Origin of the sequence: Winogradskyella rapida (assembly GCF_042675845.1) — a bacterium.
Classification (GTDB): domain Bacteria; phylum Bacteroidota; class Bacteroidia; order Flavobacteriales; family Flavobacteriaceae; genus Winogradskyella; species Winogradskyella rapida.
The window spans coordinates 522,247-545,162 of record NZ_JBHTKM010000063.1 but is presented as its reverse complement, the minus strand read 5'-3'; the positions used below and the strand labels follow the sequence as shown (position 1 = coordinate 545,162).

The window sequence follows — 22,916 nt, the reverse complement described above, 5'->3', positions numbered from 1 at the left end:
ATAAGGTTAGTTTTGTAAATTACTTACGATTAACTGCCTTATGTTGAGAAAAATAATTTTATCCGTTTTAGGAGTCGCCCTAATTTTAGGGGCCTTTTTAGTAGCTAATTATTTAATTGCTAATAAGCATAAACCAAAGCCTGTAGTGCCCAAAGTGGTAAAAACAGTTTTGGTTCAAAATGTGCAAAATACCACCGTTCCTTTGGTCATTGCGGCTAATGGTAATTTGGTAGCCAAAGAACGTGTAGAGTTGTACTCTGAAGTTCAAGGTATTTTTAAAAGGGGTTCTAAATTATTTAAACCAGGGCAAAAATTTAATAGAGGCGAAACCTTAATTCGTCTAGATGCTTCAGAATACTATGCCAGTGTACAATCTGCCAAAAGTGATTTGTACAATAGTATTGCGGCTATTATGCCTGACCTACGTTTAGACTTTCCAGAAGTTTATCAGAAATGGCAAACCTACCTTAATAGTTTCGATTTAAATAAAACCACCCCGAAACTTCCTGAAATTTCAGCAGAAAAAGAAAACTATTTTATTACCGGTCGTGGTATTGTTAGTGCCTATTATAACGTAAAGAATTTAGAACAACGTTTAGGGAAATATAGAATTTCAGCCCCCTTTAACGGTATTCTTACCGAAGCTTTAGTTACTGAAGGATCTCTAGTAAGAAGTGGTCAGAAATTAGGTGAGTTTATTAATCCTTCTGTGTATGAAATGGAAGTGGCCATAAGTAAATCTTTCGCAGATGTTTTAAAGGAAGGTGAAGCGGTTCGTTTAACCAGTTTAGATAATTTAAAAGACTACCAAGGGAAAGTTTCCCGTATTAACGGAAGTATAGATGCCACAACACAGACCATTACGGTTTATATTGAAGTGAAACATGAGGATCTTAAAGAAGGTATGTATCTTGAAGCGCAACTCGATGCTGAAAAGGTTGAAAATGCCATTGAAGTGGATAGAAACTTATTATTAGATAGCGAGGAAATATATGTTATTAAAGACAGCTTACTCGATGTGATTAGCGTGAAGCCCGTGCATTTTTCTGATGAAAAGGTGGTTTTAAAAAACGTCCCTAACGGTACTGTGATCTTAAAAAAGCCTGTACCTGGAGCTTATGCCGGAATGCATGTAAAAGCTGCCAATACTTCTGAAACCCCTGAAGCTGTACAATAATGAGGAAGTTAATTGAGTATTTTATTAGGTATCATGTTGCGGTAAACGTTCTTATTGTTGCATTTGTAATTTTCGGTTTTATAGGGCTTTTTTCATTGAAGTCGTCATATTTCCCCTTAACCGAAACCAAAATCATTAATATTTCTATTGCTTATCCTGGGGCATCACCACAGGAAATAGAAGAAGGGATTGTGCTTCAAATTGAAGACAATTTAAAAGGCCTTAAAGGCGTAGACCGTGTCACGTCCACATCACAAGAAAATAGCGGTTCTATTACCGTAGAAATAGAAAAAGGAGAGAATATTGATTTCATGCTTCTTGAAGTTAAAAACGCTGTAGATCGGGTGCCTACCTTCCCAACAGGGATGGAGCCTTTGGTGGTCTCTAAACAGGAAATTGTACGGGAAACCATTTCATTCGCCATTAGTGGAAAGGACATTCCTTTAGTTACCTTAAAACAATTAGCACGACAAGTTGAAACCGATTTAAGAGCTATTGATGGGATTTCTCAAATTGAATTATCCGGGTTCCCCGATGAAGAAATAGAGATTGCTGTTCATGAAATTGATTTGTTAGCTTACAATATCACCTTTAGTGAGGTGGCAGCTGCGGTGAGCCGCGCTAATATCTTAGTTACAGGTGGAAATGTAAAAACCGAGGCTGAAGAATATTTAATCCGTGCCAATAACAAACAATATTATGGTAGTGAATTATCTAATATTGTGGTTAGAGCATCTTCAGACGGAAAAGTGGTGCGACTAAAAGATGTGGCGACCATAAGAGATCGTTTCTCAGAAACACCAAATGCCACTTATTTTAACGAAGAATTAGCAGTTAACATTGCCATTACCAGTACTAATAATGAAGATCTTATTAGTTCAGCAGATAAGGTTAATGACTATATGGAGGCTTACAATCAGAAGCACGCTAACATTCGTTTAGATGTCGTCCGTGATCTATCTGTAACCTTAAAACAACGTACCCAATTATTAACAGAAAATGCCATTGTAGGAATGCTATTGGTTTTAATTTTTCTGTCTATCTTTTTAAATACCCGTTTAGCAGTGTGGGTGGCTTTTGGCTTACCGATTTCATTTTTAGGAATGTTTATGTTTGCGGCACAGTTTGATGTTACAATAAACGTATTATCCCTGTTTGGAATGATTATCGTAATCGGAATTCTTGTGGATGACGGTATTGTAATTGCTGAAAATATTTATCAACACTACGAAAAAGGGAAAAGCCCAATACGTGCGGCTATTGATGGTACCATTGAAGTGATTCCGCCGGTAGTGTCTGCCATTATCACAACCCTTTTAGCCTTTTCTCTATTCTTCTTTTTAGATAGTAGAATCGGGGAATTCTTTAGTGAAGTGGCGGTGATTGTTATTCTAACTTTAATTGTATCCTTAATAGAAGCCCTTATCATTTTACCAGCGCATTTAGCCCATTCTAAAGCCTTACGCGTTCAGAAGAAAGATGAAAATCCTTCTAAAATAAAACGCTTCTTCTCCTTTATGAGGTTTATTAATAAAGGAGGTGATAAGCTGATGTCTTTTTTAAGAGACAGAGTGTATACGCCACTTTTAGATCTGGTTTTAAGATTTAAAATATTCTCATTGGGGGTATTTGTGGCCTTGTTGGTTTTAACCTTTGGTTCTTTATTAGGTGGGATTATTGGTATTACTATTTTTCCTAGAATTGCAAGTGATGCTGCTAATATTGAACTCGTAATGCCGGCAGGGACCAATGTAAAGATTACAGATTCTATCATTTCTATGATTGAAGAGAAGTCCTTTATTGTCAATAAAGAGCTTACTGAAAAATACCTTAAAGGCACAGGAAAAGAATTGTTTGAAAACACGATTGTTGAGATCAATAGTAGCTCTAGTGCGCGATTACGAATTAATTTGCTACCCGGAGAAGAGCGTCCAGATGAAATTAAAGCCAATTTAATTACAGACCGTTTAGAAGAATTAGTAGGGCCGGTGATAGGTACCGAACGTCTTATTTATGGATCAGGAGGAAACTTTGGGGGAAGTCCGGTGTCTGTTTCCTTATTGAGTAATAATATTGAAGAATTAAAAGCGTCAAAATTAGAGCTTAAAAAATATATGGAAACCAATCCTTTATTAAAAGATATTGGAGATAATGATCCGGCGGGGATTAAAGAAATTCGTTTAGAACTTAAAGAAAGTGCGTATTTACTAGGTTTAGATTTACAAACGGTAATGGCTCAGATACGTTCAGGATTTTTTGGAGCTCAAGCCCAACGTTTTCAAAGAGGACAAGATGAAATTAAAGTGTGGGTTCGTTACGATAAAAATAATCGAAGTTCTATTAACGATTTAGATGCCATGCGTATTGTAACGCCAACAGGAGAACGCGTTACTTTAAACGACATTGCGCAATATTCCATCGTTAGGGGAGATGTGGCTATTAATCACTTAGAAGGAAAACGTGAAATTCAGGTGTATGCCGATTTAAAAGACCCAAGTTCTAGTGCTACGGATATCATTGAAGATATTAAAACAGATTTTATTCCGCAGTTACAATCCAAATACCCAACTATAAATACCTCGTACGAAGGTCAGAATAGAGAGGCTTCTAAGCTTACTAGTTCGCTGAGTGTGGCCGGGCCAATTATCTTGATTTTAATCTATATTACTATTGCCTTTACATTTAGAAGTTATTCACAACCCTTCTTATTATTACTGCTTATTCCGTTTAGTATGACGGCTGTGGCTTGGGGACATTGGTTATTAGATTTTCAGGTTAATGTGTTGAGTCTATTAGGTATAATTGCTTTAATTGGGATTATGGTTAATGACGGTTTAGTTTTAATTGGCAAATTCAACAGTAATCTAAAAGAAGGTATGGCGTTTGATTTGGCTATATCTGAAGCAGGGAAATCGAGATTTAGAGCGATCTTTTTAACATCGTTAACCACAATAGCAGGATTAGCACCCTTATTATTAGAAAAAAGTAGACAAGCCCAATTTTTAAAACCAATGGCGATTTCTATTTCCTTCGGAATTGCTTACGCCACCATACTAACCTTATTGGTTTTACCATTATTTCTCTCTTTTAGTAACACTATAAAGAAGAACGCAAAATGGTTAGCCACTGGAAATTCGGTGACTAAAGAAGAGGTAGAACGTGCAATAAAAGAACAACAAGAAGAAAATGAGCACTAAATTTAAATTCATTACGCTATGTCTGTGCTATGGTTTTAGTATCCATGCACAAGAGGTTTTAACAAAAGACGAAGCTGTAGCTTTAGCTTTAGAGCACAATTATGGGGTTAAAATTGCCAAAAATGCCGTAACAGTTGCAGAGAATAATACCAGTATTTTAAATACGGGGTTTTTACCTACCGTAACAGGTAATGCGGGGGCCACCTATAATATTAATAATACTGAGGCCGAATTTTCTGATGGGACCAGTACGATTTTAGATGGCGCCGAGAGTTCTAATTACAACGCTAGTATTAATGTAAACTACACTTTGTTTGATGGTTTAGGTAGACATTATAATTATAAGCGTTTAAAGGAAGCCTATAAATTATCCGAACTACAAGCCCGAGAAACCATTGAGAATACCATATTACAACTCTTTTCGGTTTATTATAATGTGGCACAACTCACAGATAACTTAAACACTTTAGAGGAGACTTTAAGGATTACTAAGGATAGATTGGTACGCGCCGAATATCAGTTTGATTACGGCCAAAATACCAAATTAGAAGTTTTAAATGCTGAAGTTGATATCAATAACGATAGTATTAACATCATTAATATTAAGCAAGATATTAAAAATGCAAAGCGCGACTTAAAACTGGTTCTAGGCGCTAACTATACCTTGGATTATGAGGTTGAAACCGAGGTGGACTTTTTAATACAATTAGAAAAAGATAGTTTGTTTGAAAAAGCAAAGGCTCGTAATACGGCCTTGTTGCAAACCGAAACTAATATTGCCATTAGCGAGTTAGATATTCGTTCAGGCAAATCGGGTTATCTGCCTACCATTGGATTGACGGGAACTTACGGCTGGAATAAGAGTAACAATAACGCTGCGTCCTTTGTGGCGGTGTCTACCAATACAGGACTTTCTGGAGGCTTAAATTTAAGTTGGGATTTGTTTGATGGCGGTTCTACAATGATAGCGGTTAGAAATGCTAAGGTGAATTTAGAAACTCAGAAATTAGAAAAGGAAAGCATTCTTTTAAGTATTGAGCGCGATTTTAATAATGCCTGGGATAATTATATGAACAAACTAGAAATTTATAATATTCAGGAGAAGAATATTATAACGGCTGAAAATAATTTTAAACGTACCGAAGAGAAATTTAAAATAGGGCAAGTTAATTCTATTGAGTTCAGACAAGCCCAACTTAATTTATTAAGTGTGGAGTTGAGTAGAAATGCGGCAAAATTTGAAGCCAAGCTATCCGAGTTAGAAGTCCTCAAGCTTAGTGGAGAGCTTTTAAACGTTCAATTTTAAAACACCGCGATGCACGAACATTTTTTTCAATGTCCTTATTGTTGGGAAACCATCTCCATGCTTATTGATGTGTTCCAAACAACGCAGCGGTATATTGAAGACTGTGAAATCTGTTGTAATCCCATTCAAATTTCGGTTCAAACCGAAAATCAAAATATCTTAAGTTTTCAAGCCGATAATATAGAGCAATAAATGCGCTTAAGATTTTGTACAAACGCGTAAAATGTTAACAAACATATTACCGTTCGTCGAAAAAATTTGCCGTTTAAAGTATTTGCGTCTATATTCGTTGTGTATTTGTGTCCCTCCACGCAAAAAACCAACACTTATGAAAACATTAAAGATCACACTGTTATTCTGTTTAATGTCAGTATTTTGCTTCGCAGAGGTCAGTCCAAGTCAAAAATCAGCACTAATAGATTTATACAAAGCAACGCAAGGTGAGGCTTGGAACCAATCATGGGACTTAGATCAGCCGGTAAGCACTTGGCATGGCATTACTTTAGAGCAAGATGCCGTAGTGGCCATTAATTTAAGTTTTAATAACTTAAAAGGCGAGTTGCCAGAATCTATTTCAGATTTAAACAGCCTAAGAATTTTAAATTTAGCCTTTAATCAATTAGAGGGCGAATTACCAAAGGCCTTATCAAGTATGACGAGCTTGGAGGAAATCAAATTATTTTCGAATCGTTTTAATGGTGAAATTCCAGAAGGCTTAGGACGTTTATCACAGTTAAAATCGCTTGAGTTGTATAACAACGATTTCAATGGGGAGATTCCTGAAAGTTTAGGGAACCTTACGCAACTTGAAAACTTATTATTAAGCAGCAATCAATTACAAGGAAAATTACCAGCGAGCCTTTCGGGTTTAAAATCGCTTAAGGTTTTAAGTGTTTTTGACAATCGCTTACTAGGAACTATTCCTTCATCAATAGGTGGTTTAGCCGCTTTAGAAGAATTAGTACTTTCTAATAATGCCTTTTATGGTGAAATCCCAAATGAATTGGCACAGCTTACCAACTTAAAAACCTTACTATTAGGTCAAAATCAATTTAAAGGAAACTTTGCTGCTTTGAAGTCGCAACTTCCTAATATTGTACACTTTGATTTAGATGAAACAAACAGTAAAGGGGCATTAGCGACCTTAGATACTGAAGACGACGAAGATTAATTATTAGCCATGATAACTATCTTTAAAAATGCTCAATAAAAAAAAATGAGCATTTTTTTTGATTTATGCTTTGGTAATTGAAAATAAGTGTTATCTTTGCAGTCGCTAAACGATATGTCGGCATTATGAACCGAAAGTTAAAAGCTAAGAATATTGTTTTTTGATTAACATCGCGGGATAGAGCAGTAGGTAGCTCGTCGGGCTCATAACCCGAAGGTCACTGGTTCGAGTCCAGTTCCCGCTACAAGGCGAAAGCCATTATAACTAACGGATTGTGTTTCACAGTCCGTTTTTTTATGCCTTCATTTTTCGTGTTTTTACGTGCAGTACACGATACAGTACACGATTTCCCATGAAATTAACCTACACAGCTCCTAAAATATACACAGGTGGTGTTGTTTCTAAATGGTCTTCACTAAAAAGTCTGAACAAAAAGCAGCACTTTCTAAAGCTTGGTAGGTGTAGTATTCTTATCGTGATCCCAAAACTCAAAAATTAAAAAGACAAGCTTTTGGTATAGCGATGGTGATTAAAGTATAAACTTCAAAGGCTAATTTGTATTCACGTTATAAACGTCGTATCAATCCATTTAGAAAAATGGTTGAAGACGCGAAGATTCGTTTTTAAATCTTTGTAAAGAAGGTGATTTTTCGGGTTTATTCCCAAAACAAGACTATGAGATCCGTACGCCGTTTTTTAAGGCACTTAGGAGCATTATAGGCTTACGGAGACTAGGAATTCTATATGTGTGCTAATCTTGGCATGAGGAGTGGCTAAAGTGAAATTTGAGCTGTATCTGTTTTTGTGATGAAGTTTTGAGTTAAAATTTTTTTCAATATTTTGCATTTCATAAACTATCAATTCTATTAAGGGAAATCCGTCTTCTTATAATTTTTTTGTTTTTACTCTTTTCTAATTAAATATTTAGGGTTGCTCTCAATATCCCTATATTCTATATAATGTCTAGTCCTGAAATACGGCTACAGGTTAAAATTGGTTTTACGCTGATAATTTGTGAACCATATTAGGTGTTTTATAGTCTAAAGATAAATGTAATCTTATTTCGTTGTATAAATTAATTGCATTTTTTGCAGCTCTCTTAGCGTGATCTACGCTATCAAAGGTTTGGTCGAGATAAAACTCATCTTTCAAGATACCATTTACACGCTCAGCCATAGCGTTTTCATAACAATGATTTTCTTCTGTCATACTAATATCTATCTTTTTTCTTTTGAGTATTTGTGTGTATTGATTGCTGCAGTACTGTATTCCTCTGTCTGAATGATGAATGAGATGCTTAATGTTTTTAGCTTGATAAACAGCCTTATTTAGGGCTCTTACACATCCTTTAAGTTCCAAGCTGTCACTAATATCATAACCCACTATTTTTCGTGAATACATATCTGTTATTAAAGCCAGATAACAAAAACCTTTTACGGTTCTAATGTATGTGATATCAGATACCCAAACTTGGTTAGCTCTAGAAACTTCTAAGTCTTTTATGATGTTATTATATTTATAAAAACGATGATAAGAGTTGGTGGTTCTAGCACTTGTATTCTTTCTAAGTGTAAGCATGTTATGCTTTCTAAGTACTTTAAATAAAGTGTCTCTCCCAACTTTAATATTAGCATTAACAAATTCTTTATTTAGAGACCTAATAAGTTTACGTACGCCTTCTCTAGGAAGGGATTTGCGTCTTTTACTAACAATATCTATAATCTGTTGTTCTAGGTTTAAACGCTTATCAGCTCTATTTTTATGCTTGTAATAAGCATTGCGTTTAAGTCCAAAACAATGAGTTATCGTTGTCAAAGAAGCAAATCCCTTAGATCTCTTTTTAGCTTTAATTAAGGCTTTATACTTAGCTTTTTTTTTAGTTCATTAACTGATTTATAGCCGAGATCTTCAGCTGCTACTTCAAGATAACAATCTTGTACCATAGCATCAAGATCCTTTTTAAGTAGTAGCTTTTTAAGCTGTTCAACCTCTTTTTGAAGTGCTTTAATTCTAGATATTTCGTCTTTTGTTTCCACTTTCACTCTGGTATTCATTAAGTCTTTACGATTATACTTTTTAATCCACACATTTACCGTCGTAGGTGCGATAGAGTAGAGTTTACAAAGTTCGCTCTTTGTGTGTTTACCGGTTGTAAGTTCGGCTAAAATTTTCAGTTTAAAAGGTTCTGAATACCGTCTAATTACTTTGTCATTTTTGTACATAATGTTTAAAATTATGTAGCCTTATTTCAGGACGGGTCATAAATTCCTTTAACTTAATTTTATATGGTTAGTTACGTGGTTGAGCAACTAAATTAGCTAACTTTTACGAACCCGTGAAAATTCCGCAGGAATTTTTGAAAGTACGAAAGAAGTAGCCATTAATTATACATGGTGTTAGAGTTCGTTTTTTATCCACTCAATTGCACTTTTAGACATTTTTTTATAGTCGTGACCTACATCTTTAATCGTGTAAATTTCCCAATTAAAAGTCCAATTATTTTTGTTTTTTAATTCCTTATTCGCATTGAAGAAATTTGTTCCACGTTCCAGTCTATGAGCTCCTTGTTCCATCGCCAAATCCGTTGTTCTAAAAGTTCCTAAACTAGGGTCATTATCTAATTCTCCCAATAGAATAATCAATCTTTTATTGTAAGATTTTTGCAAATCTATTCCTGTATTTTTAATGCCATACGGAAATTCAAGTTTCTCGTCTGGTAGACTATAAAATCCAGAATTTGCAGAGATAGCTGTTCCAATTCTCGATTCGGGCATTAGCATTACCATTCGATGTACAAACTGTCCCCCAGCTGAATGTCCAAAAATATCGTATTGCTCGTTTGTAATGCCGTTAACCGATTTGATATGGTCAAATATGTTTTCAACTACCGTGAATGCCCATTCGCTTTTTGGATTTTTAGTTCCAAAAAAGGTAAATAGATTTCCCTCTTGATAATCGTTCGTTGTATATTTTGAGAACTTATTTTCAAATTCAGGTGCCACTATAAGTAGATTATTACTGTCGGCTAATTTAACCCAAGCATTTAGATAGTCATCTGCATTTCGTCCTCCGCCGTGCATTACAAAAACTATTTTGTCTTTGTCATTCCAATTTTCAGGTTTATAAGTCCACACTTTAATCGATTTTCGCTCACTACCTTCATAAGCGTATAGCACAAAAGAGTCTATTCCATTATTGATTTTTTGGGTTGCTGTAATTTCAGGTCCTTTTGGAAGTACATAGAGGTAAACGTAACCTGCAACTGAAAGAAGTAAAAGGATTGAGAAGGTATATAAGACTGCCTTTTTTAATATTCTAAAAGTCTTGTTCATTGAGTTAAATTTGTTTGCTCAAATCTAAATATCCTTGTTTAATTTCGAAATTTTCTATTTCCGAACTGTATTTTTTCAAGGATGAAGTGTTTTTTAAAATTAACTTTAACGGTCTCCGCTATGAGTAGTTGTGTGGTTTGGCACTTAACTTTTCAAGTAGACGCCAAGTTAGAAATTCTGCAGGAATTTCCAAAGTAGGCGAGAACAAGCAATTACTTTTAGCCATTGTTATGTGCAGTTTTTTATTCACTCAATTTATTAAATTTAACATTTTTAGCTCTACTGCTTGATATATGGAGTTCAACAATTTTTCCAAATTCATTTCTTAAAAATACAACCTTCTGAATCGAACCTTTATTTCCTATGAAAAAGTCTTTTTCAATTGCTTTTAGTTTAAAATTTCCAAGTCTTGTATGATTCGCAATTAAAATATTATCCTCTACCGAAATAGTGTAGAAAGTGTTTAATTCCGAACTGTAATATTTACCCTTATACTGTTTTAAAGAACTTGAATTATAATCAGCGGGAATGTATTTATCCAAAGTAATCTGATAGCCATCACTAAATGTTAAAACCATTTGATTAGATTGCAATGATACAGAGACATACTCATCAATTGCCATTTCAAATTCATTTTCGCCAACAGGAATTAATGCTGTTTTATCACCGTCATTTCTGATATACTGTAAGGTATCATTTTGAATTTTCAATTGACGTGAATATCTGTCTTTGTCGTCCCAATAATAACCCTCATAATTCTTTAGTGATTTTACTGCTTTAATAATTGTTGCTTTTTTGCTGAGTAAAGTTTTTGACCTTGGTTTATAATTTTCGGTTTCCAAAAACTCTGATAAACATATTTCAGTTAATTGATCTACAACTTTACCACCATTTATTTCAGAATTATTGTTAAAGAAAATTATGCTAATGTCTAAATCTGGAAATCTGCCAATGTAGGCTTGATAACTTGCATCTTGTCCACTATGTGAAATTCTTTTTATTCCCTTGTACTCATTGATAAATTGACCATTTGCGTATCCATAAGTATTCCCATTGCTCAACTTTTCTTGGGAATGCATTTTATCAAACAAACTACTATCGCCAACCTCTTTTTTGTTGAAATTTATTATCCATTTACTTAAGTCTTCGATGGTAGTTGACAAATTTGTCGCTCCATAGCTGGTGTTATTGAATACATCTTCGATATAGTACTCGCCATCTTTATAGTATGAATTAGCTTTATTTTTGATTATTTGACCTTCTTTATCTACGAATTGCGTGTTATGCATTTTCAATGGCTTAAAAATGTATTTTTCTGTGTACTCTGAAAATTGCATACCCGAAACTCGTGTAACAATTTCTGCTAATAAAGTGTAGCCAGAATTACTGTACATAAAGTCTTTGTTAGGCTCAAAATTCAATGAAGTTTGATTGTAGAGAATATTGAGAACGTGGTTATTGTCTATGAAATCATTTAAGCGCCATCCAGAAAGTCTCAATAAGTTCCATTGGTCTTTAATTCCGCTGGTATGGTTTAAAAGATTGTTTATAGTTATCTTATTCTCAAATTCGTTTAGTTCAGGTACGTATTTTCTAATATCATCATGCAATGAAAGTTTACCCTCATTTTCGAGTTGTAAAATTGCAAATGCGGTAAATTGTTTGGAAACAGACGCTACGTGAAATGATGTTTCTCTTGTGATTGGAATTTGGTGTTCTAAATTGGCAAGACCTAATTGTTTTTGAATGACTAATTTATTGTTGATAACAATTCCAATGGACATTCCAGCTTCTTTGCTATTGTAGTCCATTAAAAGACTATCGATTTTATCCGATATTTTATTTACATCGAAACTGTAGTTTAAATTATTTTGAGCTTTTAAGTTAGTAATAAAAAAAAGTAGTTGTGTACATACTAAAAAGACTTTATAATTGAGTTTCATTAATGTTCGGAGTTTCTGTTTGTTTTGATTGATTAGTAGAATGATTATACGATATGTTACAATGTTGCTTCAAAATTGCACATAACGTGTTTGTGTATGGTTAGATGCGTTGTTTAAGCAACTAATTTAGCAAATAAAACACAGATAGAATATTCCGCAGGAATATTCGTAAGTAGGCTAGAACTAGCAATTAATTATAAACGTTGTTGTACAACGTTTAATGTGTTTTGAAAGTTTTCATTAGGCTTTCCAATTCACAAATATCTTGTTTTCCATATTTGTCTTTACTAACAGATAAATTTATAGTGTAAAAGAGATTTTTTGTTGGATGCTCAGTAGTTACATAAAATGTTAACGATGGAATTGAATCAGTATCAAAATCAACTAAATTCCATAAAGATTCTATTCCGTTTATTTTCGTTATACCAGATTCTATAACATTATACTTTGACTCAATATCAGTTTGTTGCTCTTTTTTATTCATCCAATTTTCAGCTTTAGTTAATTCAGTTACTCCGAAAGACTTAAAACTTTCTCCATCAAGTAAAACACCGATAATTCCATTTCCTAGATTGTCAGTATGTAAATTAGGTTCCCAACTTTCGTCAGGATAAGTAACTTTAAATCTATCTAAATTATCAGTCACTTTAATTCCATTTTTGATATCAATTTTTTTGCATTCGCAGTTAGTAAAGAATTCGGATTTTTCTTTGCATGAAAGAAATGATATTAATATCAGCAAAATTATTAATCGAGTTTCATTTTCTTTAATGTTGTAAAACAAATTATTGTTCAGATTTTGGATATTGAATATCGTTAGTGAGATTTTGCTTTTCAAGAGTTAATTCTATCAAATTATCTTCAATTAAATCGTTTAGAACAGAAATGATTGTAGTATCTAATTCTTTTGGAATTGGTGTTTTACGATTATAACTTGAAGCCATTTTATAAACAAATTCAGAAACAGTAATTTGTCCAGTAGCTTCTAAATATATTAATTGAGGCCAAGGATCCATTGTAACAACTCTTGGCGAATTTTTATCAAAGACATGAATCATTTTATTATCCATCCAATCCCAAGGAGATAAACGACTAAAGTATTTATCTTTAAACTCTGAATTTTGTAAAATTTCAAATGATGGGATTTCTTTTTTTTGTTTTCTAAATAAGTTCAGCATTTGAGTTTTTTCTTAATGTTGTACAACGTGTTTGTGTATGGTTAGATGCGTGGTTGGACAACTAAGTTAGTACGCAGTAACGAACCTGCGAATATTCCGCAGGAATATTCGCAGGTAGGGAAGAACCGAGCAATTAAATATACCCGGCGTTGTAGTGCATTTTTTTATTCGCTTACATGACTCCAATTTTCACCTTTTTTTATTCTATTAATTTGCGTGTTCGAAACTCCGAAACGCTTCGCAATCATATTAATTCTGTTCTTTTTGTTTTTCAATTGCCGCTTAATGATTTTAACTTTTCCCTCATTTAATTTTCCGATTTTTTTACTTCTTTTTTCTACAATTTTTTCCCAATTCGGATTATTAAATTGATGTAGTTCCTTTTCTCTTTTGGTTGCCCATTTTAAGTTTTCCACTCGATTGTCGGTTTTATCGTAATTCAGGTGGATTACATAAATCCCATCATTCTGTTCGAGGAAATGTTCAGCCACAAGTTTATGAACGTATCTGCTTGTCAATTTTCCGCTTTTTTGTTTCAGTGGAAGATTTTGGTAACCGTTAATGTATGATTTATTAACTTCAAATTCGGTTTCGCCCTTACAATTTAAAATTCGCCCATAATTGGAGATTTTAAATTTTTCATTTTCGGCAATTCCATCGTCAAATTCAATAACTTTCCAGTCTTCATTCCAATAGTCTCTTATCATATTTCAGGATTTTATCACATACACGACAACGTGTTTGTATATGGTTTGTTGTGTGTTTAAGCTCTAAAGTTAGTAAATAAATCACAGATAGAAAGTCTGCGAGTACTTTCGTAAGTAGGCTATAACTAGCAACGAATTATACACGGCTTAAGAATTCGCCTTCGGGTTGTCTCCAAAAATGACCTAATACCAACCGTATAGGTTCTTCATCTACATCCTGATGATTGAAATTCCTTTTCATCAAAATAGTTTTATAGTTGACTTATAACTGTGCGATGTAGAAGAAGAACTTTTTACAAATTTTATTTCTCAGCTTAAATCCGTTTAATCGTTGAATACTCTATACGATCCTAAATTGTATTTGCTGTTTTTCTATGGTCTCATGTTCAACGGTTGCACGTGTTCACGGAGGTCAAACTGATAAATATAGAATACTTTTTTAGGATGTCTATGTTTAGATTATGGTGAGTATTTCACCTTCGGCTAATCTAGATTTTGGTGTTTTGTCGGTAGAATTAAAATCAGAAGTTGCTCTATAACCTAAAGAAACAGCGACTAAAGACGTGTAACCTTTTTCTCTTAGTCCAAATTCTTCATCTAAGGCTTTTACATCAATACCTTCCATTGGTGTCGCATCGATTCCTAGACTTGCCACACCTAATAAAAAACTTCCAAGGTTTAAGTAAACTTGTTTTTCCATCCAATGATTCAAGTCTTTCAAATCAAATTTATGAATTTCAGAAAAGGCTTTTACAGCCCCTAAAAATCTATTTTTAATATCTTTATTCGGAAATCTTCCGCTTTCATCTTCTGTATCGGCAATATGTTGATAATACGTTTTATCAGCATCAATTTTTGAACAAAAAACGACCACTGCAGAAGCGTTTAATACTTTGGGTTCATTAAAATGAAAAAAACCTTGCGTTCCTTTTGCTATTCTTTCTTTACCTTCTTTTGATTCGGCTATAATGAAATGCCAAGGTTGTAGGTTTACGCTAGATGGACTCATTCTCAATAAGTTTTTAACTTCATTCATATCGGAATCCGATATTGTTTTACTTGGGTCAAATTCCTTAGTCGTGTACCTCCAGTTTAGTGTTTCTTTTAAGTTCATTTTTTAGCTGTTTTATTATACTATATTAATTATAGTAGCAAAAATAAGTATAGTTTTATACCTTTGCAATAACGGTCAAAAATGATAGTATAAAATATATGGAATCAGAACAACCAAAAATGCTCAAATTTAGAGGTCAAGAATATCCTTGCTGTGCAAGTTTAACCATGGGATTAATAGGGGGGAAGTGGAAAACTGTTATTCTCTTTCACTTGATGCATGAAAAATTGAGATATAACGAATTGAGAAAAGCCATGCCAACGGTTACCGAAAGAACATTAAGCTTACAGCTAAAAGCTTTAGAAGAAGATGGATTGCTAAAAAGAAAGGTGTATACCTCAAAACCACCTTTAAAAGTTGAATATTCTCTCACAGATTTCGGAAAAACTTTGATTCCCTTAATTCAATCTATAGCGGATTGGGGAGATTTAGTCGTAGAGAAATATTCCTAACGCCTTGTGGTTTTAACTTGGTGCCAAGCTTTGGTGTTGGGGTCATTGGCTGGTGTTATAGCTATGGTAACAAACCTGTTCAAGTCCTTTTAAACCCGTAAAATTCTGTAAGAATTGTAGGTATTAGGCTTGAACCTCGTCATTCATTTTAGACCTTGTTAGCTCTAGTTATTTGAAACGCGATTAAGGTTTATCATTTTCTTCTGAATTATTTTTTTTATCGAGTGTGGTTCCAATTCCAACTCCAAGGGCTATTCCAACACTGAGCCATAAGCCTAGGTTTCCAGTGGCAACTCCAACAGCGGTTCCAATTGCAATTCCGATGGCAATTCCACGAGCTAATTTGTTTTTTTTCTTCATAAAGATTTTAATTATTTACGTTTTTTGAGGTGGAGTCTGAATAAAGAATCAGGTTTATACGGATTCTAATACTATTTGTAGGCTTTTAGTCATAAACGTTACAAACTTTATTCAGAAGAATTTTTTTGAAGATTCTAGCTGAGGTGTTTGGATAGGAGGTGTTATGTAATTTAGTCCATAGTTAGCAACGGGGTAGTTCAAAATAGAAGCAATTCGGAATAAGGGTGAAATTTTTAAGCATACTAAATGCAAAAGCAATTTGATTCTGATATATCATTCAGAAGGTACTTGTAACAAATTCAATATTTTAACGTCTTACAATTAAACGTAAATACCTTAAGCTATGAAAAATTTGTTAAGATCATTTAAACAAAAATGGATGCAATTTTACCAGTGTGAATTAAAAGCCTTTAACAGACTACTTGGAATTAAATAAACCTTACTGAATTTTCATTTGAGGTTTGCCAGGATCATTTCGTATTCAGTTTCTAATTGAATCCATTAGTTAACTGTATGTGTTGTTAGTCCTAGTGTTTTTTAAGGCCTTGTTTAAGGTCTCAATATATTCTTTTCGTTTAAGTAGTTGACGCACATCCGCTTCAAATGTTTTGGTATTATTTAATTTCGGAAAGGCTAATTTATTTTTAGCGATTGAAGTTGAAATCAGAATATTGAAGTAGTTATAGATTAAGATTATTTTTTGCAACACGTCAGTTTCCACAATTTCAAACCCCATTTTTTCTGCTGTTCTTTTATTTAAGATATAGCTTGTTCCTCTAATCGTCATGCTGGGGGCCTTTTCGTACTTTTCGATAAGGCGCAATAGTCCATCCAAATACTGTTGGATGATAAAATCGGTTCTTTGTTTGCCATTCATTGTTTTGTCAATTACAAAATAGTAATCAAATAATGTTCCGCCGTGAATTTTGATAAGTCCGTTTTTAGGTTTCTCGGCAATGAATAAAGGTGAATAATAAATGAGTTTTCCACTTTTCTTTAAGGAAGGCATATCGAAGAAAGGTGCAATTATAGAAAGGCTTATTGCAAAGGTTAAAATTCCAATGAGGTATAGGCCTGAATAGAAGGATATAATAACTGATAATACGATAAGGATAAGAGAACAAAAGGCTAACGCAATTAAGATGTTATTTTGCGCTCTTTTAGTTTTATTATAAATTTATGGTTCAACTTTTATGAAGGTGGTTTTGCTGTATGGCTAACGTGTTTGTGTATGGTTAGTTGCGTGGTTTAAGTACTAATTTAGTAAATAATTACTGACCAAGAAAGTCCGCGAGGACTTTCGTAAGTAGGCGAGAAGCCAGCAATAAATTATATACGGTGCTATGTGCTGGCTTTTAATTCTTTCAAATCGTCTAATTCATTAACGATACCTCTTTCTTGGAAAGGACTTGTTAAACTTAACATAGTTATTTTTCTATCCTTTTTCCATTTAATCAACAATATGAATGAAATTAGTATTAATACCTTTAATTCCTTTTCGTCTTTGGTGCTATATTCTTCTTTTAAAGAACTGTTTTTTGGTAAATTGATATCAATAACATTTGAATATAATTTATAATTTTTATCTAGAAGTGTTAAGTCGAATTTGTCAATTTCCTTTTGAGGTAAATCTTTTGATTCAAATTTTGGCAAATCCTTTTTATCTAAAATGAAAAATGTGTCGCTTAAACTATTATTTGTAGATGGTATCTCTACTAATATATCTTTAAATTTTGATGCAGTAATTAATTGATTTGACTCATAACCTAGTCCGATAGCAACGATAATCTTATCCTTAAAATCTTTTATTATTCTTTCAAAACCTGCTATTAACTGTTTTCTTTCAATTAGATATTTTTCCGTTCTAGCTAATAAGAAGCTGTTGGGTAAAAAATATTTGATTTTATTATTTGCAATATGTTGTGAATAGACAGAATCAAAATTCATATTTGGGATGTCATTATCCGTGAAAGATGATTTTGATGAAACGATTAATTCTCCATTAATAGATGTGACAATACTATCGTCTACATTGCTAAAATCGTTTTTATTTTCAATTATTTTATATTTATCTAATGCGTCTTTAATATTTTGTTTTGTTGAATTTTTGAAAGTCTGAATCTTATCTGTAGATAAATTTGCGTTCAGTTTTGTTATATCAATCTTTTCCTTAATTTTCTTATCTAAATCATCAAAAGTTTTAATTACTTCTTCTATTTCAACTTTATAATTTAAAGTGTCTAGAAGTATTTTATTGGATAGAATTGTCTCAATACAGTTTTTAAAATATGGTAATCTATCGTTGTAAGAATATAATTCTTGAAGGTCATCCGTAAGCCTGTGAAATATTTTAAAGTTCTGATAAACATATATGGTCTGTTGAGTAAACTGTCGAACAAATAGTAGTGAGATATATAAACATATGTTATGAGAAACATTTCTACTAATACCTAAATTATCTATTTCAGGGAAAAAATATTTATATTCTATTGGTTCAGCTCGTGATTTAAATTCATTGCTAAATTGGTCAAACCAATAGAAAATTTCATCCATTGTTTGTGGCAACAAAGGATAACTTGGTGGTTGTGATTGAGAAAATGAAAGAATATACTTCAGAGTATTATACTCATCTTTATAGTAGAGTAGACCACCAAGAGCATAATTAAATTCTAAAAAACGCTTTCTTTCTATCTCTACTTTATCTATTTCAGATTGATTAGTTATTCCGTTGTCATCATATTCAGGTGTTATTCCAGATAGGCTATAGTTGAAATATTGAGATGCTGACGACCAATAATTAGATATTAAAGTTTTGTGTTCGCTTGAAGTAATCAAATTACGCCAAAGCCAAACATAAGTAGATTTAGAAATTTTAGCAAATTTGAAGCTTTCTCCGAAAAGCCAAGTTCCAGAAGAAGCTCGATGCTCTAATGCTTTTAGTTTCTTATTTTGATTACTTATTGATGTTTCAATTATTTCATTAGTGACATTGTATAAATCAATAGGAAATTCAGGACCTATATCTTCCTTGAAATTTTCTTTAAAGCGACGAAATTGTTTAAAATAAAAGTCTAATAAAGATTCTTGTATATGAATATCTTGATTTTCAATTGCGAATATTGCAAACTCATTAATTGTTTTTAAAAGGTAGGTTTTTGATTGGTCATCTTCTTTTTTATTATCGTATTTGCTTATCAAGTATTTTAATAATTCAGATGCCTTACCTTGAAACAGCATAATTTTATTAACCCAATAAAAAAACGATATTGTCAATATTAATGTTAGTGTAAAAACTAAAATGTCGGCTGAATTTTCGATTAAATTATTACCTTTAAAATATTCAATAGGTTCTAACGGAAATATTTTAAAAATGAAACTTAATAGTGCTAGAATAAGAATAAATTGAAAGAAAGAAATCTTACCAATTATTTTGTTGTCAGGATACTCAAAATCAAAGACGTTTGGTAAATATTCAGAGTTATATTTTTGTCCTATGTTAGAGATTTTGTCGATTAATATTGGGTAGGCAATACCCAAAATCGCAATATCAATCGCTACGCATATTTCTATTATATAATTCATTTATTCTAAAAGTTGGTTTTTGGTTGGCGTTTTTAGCTTGCATATAATGTGTTTGTGTATGGTTAGTTGCGCGGTTAAGGATCTAATTTAGCAAATAAAAACCGAATAGAAAATCTTCGAGGATTTTTGTGAACAAGCAAGAACCAGCCATTAATTATATACGGTGTTACCCAACGTTATTTTGTTTATAGTACTTAATATTCTCTTCAATTGAAACGTCTAATTCAGCTTCGTTCTGTTTGTAAATTTCAAATACATATTTGTGTCTTTCGACTTCTTTTTCATTTTTTAAATACCTTTTAAATTCGGTAAAACCATATCTTAAAGTTCCAGCCCAAAGAACTGGATTAAAAGCAAATATATTTCCGTTGGTAGCTATCATTTTAACACCATTACAACCAGATGCGATTAAGTAAGAATTGAAAAGTAATTTATCTAGTTTAACTTTATTGATTGGGATTGATTCTTTAAAACTTAAACCTTTAGATAAGGAATAAACAAAATAAGATAATCTGGTTAAAACTTCTATAATTAAAGCAGGTACACTCATTGATAATAAGTGATTAAAATTATAACCTTTTGCGTACATATTTTTAATTAACCTATTGTAAGAAAAACCCTCAACATTTCCTTCTTTTAATCTTAATAGTTGAGACATAAAAGGTATAGGAAGTCCAGCAGGAGTAGAAATGTCAGAGCATAAATGTCCAAATTGTAAAGCAATTGCTTTAAATAAATTCATGCCAATAGCATTATTACCTGTAATACTTTGAGTAATTAAATCTCCTGCATTATCAATTGCAGTAAATTGACCACTTAAAATATCTCTAATACCATAATAAAACCCTAAAATAGGATCGTGCCCTAAAGATTGAATTCTATGTGTTTTAGGATTTAAACCACTCACATAGTCACTTAAATTTTTACTTGAAGATGCATCGTATGGAACTTTAAATTTTTGTTCTAGTTCTGAAATCTTAGCTTGTGAAAATAAATTTTTAATTCTATTGTCAACAGCATTATTAATACTTCCAGTATCTTTTAAGTGTAAATTATCTTTAATTTTAGTTACATTTTCTGTACTAAGGTTTTTATAGTTTGTTACAAAAAAGGCATCTACTAAACCTGCAGAAAGTCCTGTTATCCAGCAAATTATTTTTTCTACATTATCAAGTTCGTATTGTGAAGTTACTTTTTTACTGTTTTCAAATTGAGTTTTGTTTAACTCTTTAATATCTTTGTTGTTTAATGATATGTCATAGTATTTATCTAAACTATTCTGCATAAGTTTAATTTTGATATTTTTTTCTCCAATTCTTTAAAAACTCAGATTCTTTTGTGTGTTCATATTTGTCTGCGTTAATAATTGTTGCTATTAATTTATCAAAAAAGATAATTGTTTGTGATTTGTAATTTTCAGATTTTGTTTCCAAAAATTTATCGATTTCAATATTTAATTCTGAATAAGTTATATTGGAGTTTATTATTCTATTTACCTCTTCTTTTATAAATTGAGGTGTTGTTGGGTTTTGATTAATAAAAAGGCATAATTTATTCAGTTCTTCTAATTCATTTTTATCGATGACACCATCAACTTTGCTAACATAAACACCTATTTTTATAGAAATCAACATTAATTCATCTCTTTCTTTTTGTGTTTTTAGAATGGTATTGAATTTTTGTTTTGCTTTATTCTCGCCAGATTTAACACCCTCATTGAAATGGTTTTTATTAGCCTGTTCTTTTTCTTTTTTTTCCTTATTAGCAATTACAGCTCCAGCTGTTCCACCGGCAATTCCTGCTCCAACAGCGGCTGCGGCTGCAGTTCCTCCAAGAGCTGCTGATAATGATACTCCAGCTGCAAATAAAGAACCACCACCTGTAAATGGTGCAGCAGCTATTGCTCCAACTCCGACTAATATTCCTCCTAAAATTTTTCCTGTACTCATTATTTTATAGTTGTGTTTTTAATGTTGGGTAACGTGTTTGTATATGGTTTGTTGCGTGATTAAGTACCTAATTTAGCAAATATAAACCAAATAGGAAATCCGCGAGGATTTTCGTAAGTAAGCGATAAGCCAGCAATAAATTATATACGGTGTTGTGCATAGTTATTTATTCCGTTCAATATAATGTTTTTCAGTTTTTCTATTAGTCAGCTTGCCATTCTTGTCAAAAGTTTTGATTATTGTTTTCCTTTTTTTGTTCTTATAAATCTCATATTCCTCGAGATTTTCATTTTCATCATAATAATCAACTCTTTCGTAATTTAATGTCAGATTTTTATAAAAATATTGAGCTCGCAAAGTTCCGTTCTTGCGAAACTCTTTGATTTCAATTGGTTTTCCGTTTTCGTATGTTCCTTGAGTCCGCTTATTTCCATTTGCATAAAAATCCGTTTCTTTTCCGTCGCATACTTTTTCGCAATTTAGGTAAGTCCAACGTTTTGAATGTAATTCATTTCCTCCAGCGAACAGAATTTTCGGAATTCGTATCGTGTCATTTTTTGTTTTTAAAGTAGTTGAGAATTGAAGTGTCCAATCCTCTATTTCCTTAAAAACTGTTATGAGGTCGTAAGTCGAATGTGGCATATATAATACCTCAAATTCAGGTTTAATTATTTGGTTTGAGCAGTCATCATAAAAGACCAAATTCAAGTTTTCTTTTCCGCTGTTTTGGCTAAAACACGAGAAGCTTATTATTAGCAGAAAGATTGATTTTAGTACTGTTTTCATAATTATGCACAACATTAAGATATAACCTATTGCTTCTAATTTATTTATAAATGTAATGCTTTTAGTTGAATAATCATTTGGATTTTTGTTTTACGAAATGTATTACAGGAGTCGTGTCATTTTTGGACGGTTCTACACTTTAATTTGTTAGTGAAATAACGAGCTGCTTCCAAATGTTGGTTCATTCTATTTAAAGACTTAACCAATGACTCACCTTTGTTGTTCTAACGAGATACATGGGATGTTATAGGGTGAAAAAAACTATTTGCTTTGCAATAAATAAAGCAACTACCTGAACATAATTTAATGAAAAAGGAATTTATTAAGCTTATAGGTAGAGCTCGGTTATCTAACTTTTTTCCCTAAAGAAGAAAAGACTCTAATTCTAGAATTAATTCTTAATGATGGACATATTTTTATAATAACCAAGGTCTATTATTTAAATGATAGCTTTTGTCCAAACAAGTACGAGATATTAATTTTTGGAAGGTATATAATTTGTTTAAGGGAGCTAGTAAGAGCTCTTATATTGACTCTTTTCTATTAAGAAAGTTCACATACCTTTGATTTTGCTCAAGGTTTAGTAAATGCTATTAATGGTGATTCTAAACATTGTTGTTTTTTGATTTGAATAGAAGCCAATCTCTATTTTATTTAGATCT

Annotated in this window: 21 protein-coding genes and 1 tRNA gene; 8 read left to right on the top strand and 14 right to left on the bottom strand. The window is 32.4% G+C overall.

The genetic code is table 11. From position 1 onward, the window contains the following. Window positions 1-43 precede the first annotated feature (43 nt). From ACFQ13_RS09830 to ACFQ13_RS09805, 6 genes are all read left to right on the top strand, one after another. Window positions 44-1,177, top strand: a complete 1,134-nt coding sequence (locus ACFQ13_RS09830) for an efflux RND transporter periplasmic adaptor subunit (protein ID WP_386119412.1) — start codon at window positions 44-46, stop codon at window positions 1,175-1,177. Then, window positions 1,177-4,374: an efflux RND transporter permease subunit gene (locus ACFQ13_RS09825; RefSeq protein ID WP_386116802.1), complete on the top strand. Its 3,198-nt coding sequence runs from the start codon at window positions 1,177-1,179 to the stop codon at window positions 4,372-4,374. Before ACFQ13_RS09830 ends, ACFQ13_RS09825 begins: the two co-directional genes overlap by 1 nt. Beyond that, window positions 4,364-5,680: a TolC family protein gene (locus ACFQ13_RS09820; RefSeq protein ID WP_386116800.1), complete on the top strand. Its 1,317-nt coding sequence runs from the start codon at window positions 4,364-4,366 to the stop codon at window positions 5,678-5,680. The genes ACFQ13_RS09825 and ACFQ13_RS09820 overlap by 11 nt, the downstream gene beginning before the upstream one ends. A 9-nt stretch (window positions 5,681-5,689) precedes the next feature. Further along, window positions 5,690-5,872, top strand: a complete 183-nt coding sequence (locus ACFQ13_RS09815; RefSeq protein ID WP_386116797.1) for a CPXCG motif-containing cysteine-rich protein — start codon at window positions 5,690-5,692, stop codon at window positions 5,870-5,872. 136 nt (window positions 5,873-6,008) lie between these two features. Then, entirely contained in the window at window positions 6,009-6,851 is an 843-nt protein-coding gene (locus ACFQ13_RS09810; protein ID WP_386116795.1) for a leucine-rich repeat domain-containing protein, read from the top strand. A gap of 171 nt (window positions 6,852-7,022) precedes the next feature. Then, a tRNA-Met gene (locus tag ACFQ13_RS09805) sits at window positions 7,023-7,095 on the top strand. Between the two features lie 755 nt (window positions 7,096-7,850). On the opposite strand, the gene ACFQ13_RS09800 is transcribed toward ACFQ13_RS09805, so the two are convergent. The 8 genes from ACFQ13_RS09800 to nfsB form a co-directional block, all read right to left on the bottom strand. Next, entirely contained in the window at window positions 7,851-8,666 is an 816-nt protein-coding gene (locus ACFQ13_RS09800; protein WP_386116792.1) for an IS3 family transposase, read from the bottom strand. A 35-nt stretch (window positions 8,667-8,701) separates the two neighbouring features. Beyond that, window positions 8,702-9,073, bottom strand: coding sequence for a transposase (locus tag ACFQ13_RS09795; protein WP_386116789.1), 372 nt, complete (start codon window positions 9,071-9,073; stop codon window positions 8,702-8,704). 174 nt (window positions 9,074-9,247) lie between these two features. Continuing rightward, a complete protein-coding gene (locus ACFQ13_RS09790; RefSeq protein WP_386116786.1) occupies window positions 9,248-10,183 on the bottom strand; it encodes a hypothetical protein in 936 nt (311 codons plus the stop codon). A gap of 242 nt (window positions 10,184-10,425) precedes the next feature. Continuing rightward, complete coding sequence (locus ACFQ13_RS09785; protein WP_386116783.1) at window positions 10,426-12,126, bottom strand: serine hydrolase domain-containing protein; 1,701 nt, start codon at window positions 12,124-12,126, stop codon at window positions 10,426-10,428. Window positions 12,127-12,343: 217 nt separating this feature from the next. After that, complete coding sequence (locus tag ACFQ13_RS09780) at window positions 12,344-12,772, bottom strand: hypothetical protein (RefSeq protein WP_386116780.1); 429 nt, start codon at window positions 12,770-12,772, stop codon at window positions 12,344-12,346. A gap of 139 nt (window positions 12,773-12,911) precedes the next feature. Then, a complete protein-coding gene (locus tag ACFQ13_RS09775; protein WP_386116777.1) occupies window positions 12,912-13,304 on the bottom strand; it encodes a hypothetical protein in 393 nt (130 codons plus the stop codon). A 164-nt stretch (window positions 13,305-13,468) separates the two neighbouring features. Then, a complete protein-coding gene (locus ACFQ13_RS09770) occupies window positions 13,469-14,011 on the bottom strand; it encodes an HNH endonuclease (RefSeq protein ID WP_386116774.1) in 543 nt (180 codons plus the stop codon). 454 nt (window positions 14,012-14,465) lie between these two features. Beyond that, window positions 14,466-15,125, bottom strand: coding sequence for an oxygen-insensitive NAD(P)H nitroreductase (nfsB, locus tag ACFQ13_RS09765; protein WP_386116772.1), 660 nt, complete (start codon window positions 15,123-15,125; stop codon window positions 14,466-14,468). A gap of 98 nt (window positions 15,126-15,223) precedes the next feature. On the opposite strand from nfsB, the gene ACFQ13_RS09760 reads away from it, so the two are divergent. Beyond that, on the top strand, window positions 15,224-15,577 hold the full coding sequence (locus tag ACFQ13_RS09760; RefSeq protein WP_386116769.1) for a winged helix-turn-helix transcriptional regulator: 354 nt from the start codon (window positions 15,224-15,226) through the stop codon (window positions 15,575-15,577). Window positions 15,578-15,760: 183 nt separating this feature from the next. Here the strand turns inward: ACFQ13_RS09760 and ACFQ13_RS09755 are convergent, their stop codons facing one another. The 6 genes from ACFQ13_RS09755 to ACFQ13_RS09730 form a co-directional block, all read right to left on the bottom strand. Next, on the bottom strand, window positions 15,761-15,937 hold the full coding sequence (locus ACFQ13_RS09755; RefSeq protein WP_386116766.1) for a hypothetical protein: 177 nt from the start codon (window positions 15,935-15,937) through the stop codon (window positions 15,761-15,763). 505 nt (window positions 15,938-16,442) lie between these two features. Then, window positions 16,443-16,946: a hypothetical protein gene (locus tag ACFQ13_RS09750; RefSeq protein WP_386116763.1), complete on the bottom strand. Its 504-nt coding sequence runs from the start codon at window positions 16,944-16,946 to the stop codon at window positions 16,443-16,445. A gap of 332 nt (window positions 16,947-17,278) precedes the next feature. Continuing rightward, window positions 17,279-19,519 carry a hypothetical protein gene (locus ACFQ13_RS09745; RefSeq protein WP_386116760.1) on the bottom strand — a complete coding sequence of 747 codons (2,241 nt, stop codon included), beginning with the start codon at window positions 19,517-19,519 and terminating at the stop codon, window positions 17,279-17,281. A 166-nt stretch (window positions 19,520-19,685) separates the two neighbouring features. Beyond that, entirely contained in the window at window positions 19,686-20,804 is a 1,119-nt protein-coding gene (locus tag ACFQ13_RS09740) for a hypothetical protein (RefSeq protein WP_386116757.1), read from the bottom strand. A 4-nt stretch (window positions 20,805-20,808) separates the two neighbouring features. Then, window positions 20,809-21,468: a hypothetical protein gene (locus ACFQ13_RS09735; RefSeq protein ID WP_386116754.1), complete on the bottom strand. Its 660-nt coding sequence runs from the start codon at window positions 21,466-21,468 to the stop codon at window positions 20,809-20,811. Between the two features lie 162 nt (window positions 21,469-21,630). Then, window positions 21,631-22,254: a toxin-antitoxin system YwqK family antitoxin gene (locus tag ACFQ13_RS09730; RefSeq protein WP_386116752.1), complete on the bottom strand. Its 624-nt coding sequence runs from the start codon at window positions 22,252-22,254 to the stop codon at window positions 21,631-21,633. Window positions 22,255-22,707: 453 nt separating this feature from the next. Here ACFQ13_RS09730 and ACFQ13_RS09725 point away from each other — a divergent pair, with 453 nt between their 5' ends. Further along, complete coding sequence (locus tag ACFQ13_RS09725) at window positions 22,708-22,821, top strand: DUF3871 family protein (RefSeq protein WP_386116749.1); 114 nt, start codon at window positions 22,708-22,710, stop codon at window positions 22,819-22,821. The last annotated feature ends 95 nt before the right edge of the window (window positions 22,822-22,916 follow it).

Coding starts and splice junctions, on each gene's coding strand:
- ACFQ13_RS09825 (WP_386116802.1), top strand. CDS start 1,177: ATGAGGAAGTTAATTGAGTATTTTATTAGGTATCATGTTGCGGTAAAC.
- ACFQ13_RS09820 (WP_386116800.1), top strand. CDS start 4,364: ATGAGCACTAAATTTAAATTCATTACGCTATGTCTGTGCTATGGTTTT.
- ACFQ13_RS09815 (WP_386116797.1), top strand. CDS start 5,690: ATGCACGAACATTTTTTTCAATGTCCTTATTGTTGGGAAACCATCTCC.
- ACFQ13_RS09810 (WP_386116795.1), top strand. CDS start 6,009: ATGAAAACATTAAAGATCACACTGTTATTCTGTTTAATGTCAGTATTT.
- ACFQ13_RS09795 (WP_386116789.1), bottom strand. CDS start 9,073: ATGTACAAAAATGACAAAGTAATTAGACGGTATTCAGAACCTTTTAAA.
- ACFQ13_RS09790 (WP_386116786.1), bottom strand. CDS start 10,183: ATGAACAAGACTTTTAGAATATTAAAAAAGGCAGTCTTATATACCTTC.
- ACFQ13_RS09785 (WP_386116783.1), bottom strand. CDS start 12,126: ATGAAACTCAATTATAAAGTCTTTTTAGTATGTACACAACTACTTTTT.
- ACFQ13_RS09775 (WP_386116777.1), bottom strand. CDS start 13,304: ATGCTGAACTTATTTAGAAAACAAAAAAAAGAAATCCCATCATTTGAA.
- ACFQ13_RS09770 (WP_386116774.1), bottom strand. CDS start 14,011: ATGATAAGAGACTATTGGAATGAAGACTGGAAAGTTATTGAATTTGAC.
- nfsB (WP_386116772.1), bottom strand. CDS start 15,125: ATGAACTTAAAAGAAACACTAAACTGGAGGTACACGACTAAGGAATTT.
- ACFQ13_RS09760 (WP_386116769.1), top strand. CDS start 15,224: ATGGAATCAGAACAACCAAAAATGCTCAAATTTAGAGGTCAAGAATAT.
- ACFQ13_RS09755 (WP_386116766.1), bottom strand. CDS start 15,937: ATGAAGAAAAAAAACAAATTAGCTCGTGGAATTGCCATCGGAATTGCA.
- ACFQ13_RS09750 (WP_386116763.1), bottom strand. CDS start 16,946: ATGCCTTCCTTAAAGAAAAGTGGAAAACTCATTTATTATTCACCTTTA.
- ACFQ13_RS09745 (WP_386116760.1), bottom strand. CDS start 19,519: ATGAATTATATAATAGAAATATGCGTAGCGATTGATATTGCGATTTTG.
- ACFQ13_RS09740 (WP_386116757.1), bottom strand. CDS start 20,804: ATGCAGAATAGTTTAGATAAATACTATGACATATCATTAAACAACAAA.
- ACFQ13_RS09735 (WP_386116754.1), bottom strand. CDS start 21,468: ATGAGTACAGGAAAAATTTTAGGAGGAATATTAGTCGGAGTTGGAGCA.
- ACFQ13_RS09730 (WP_386116752.1), bottom strand. CDS start 22,254: ATGAAAACAGTACTAAAATCAATCTTTCTGCTAATAATAAGCTTCTCG.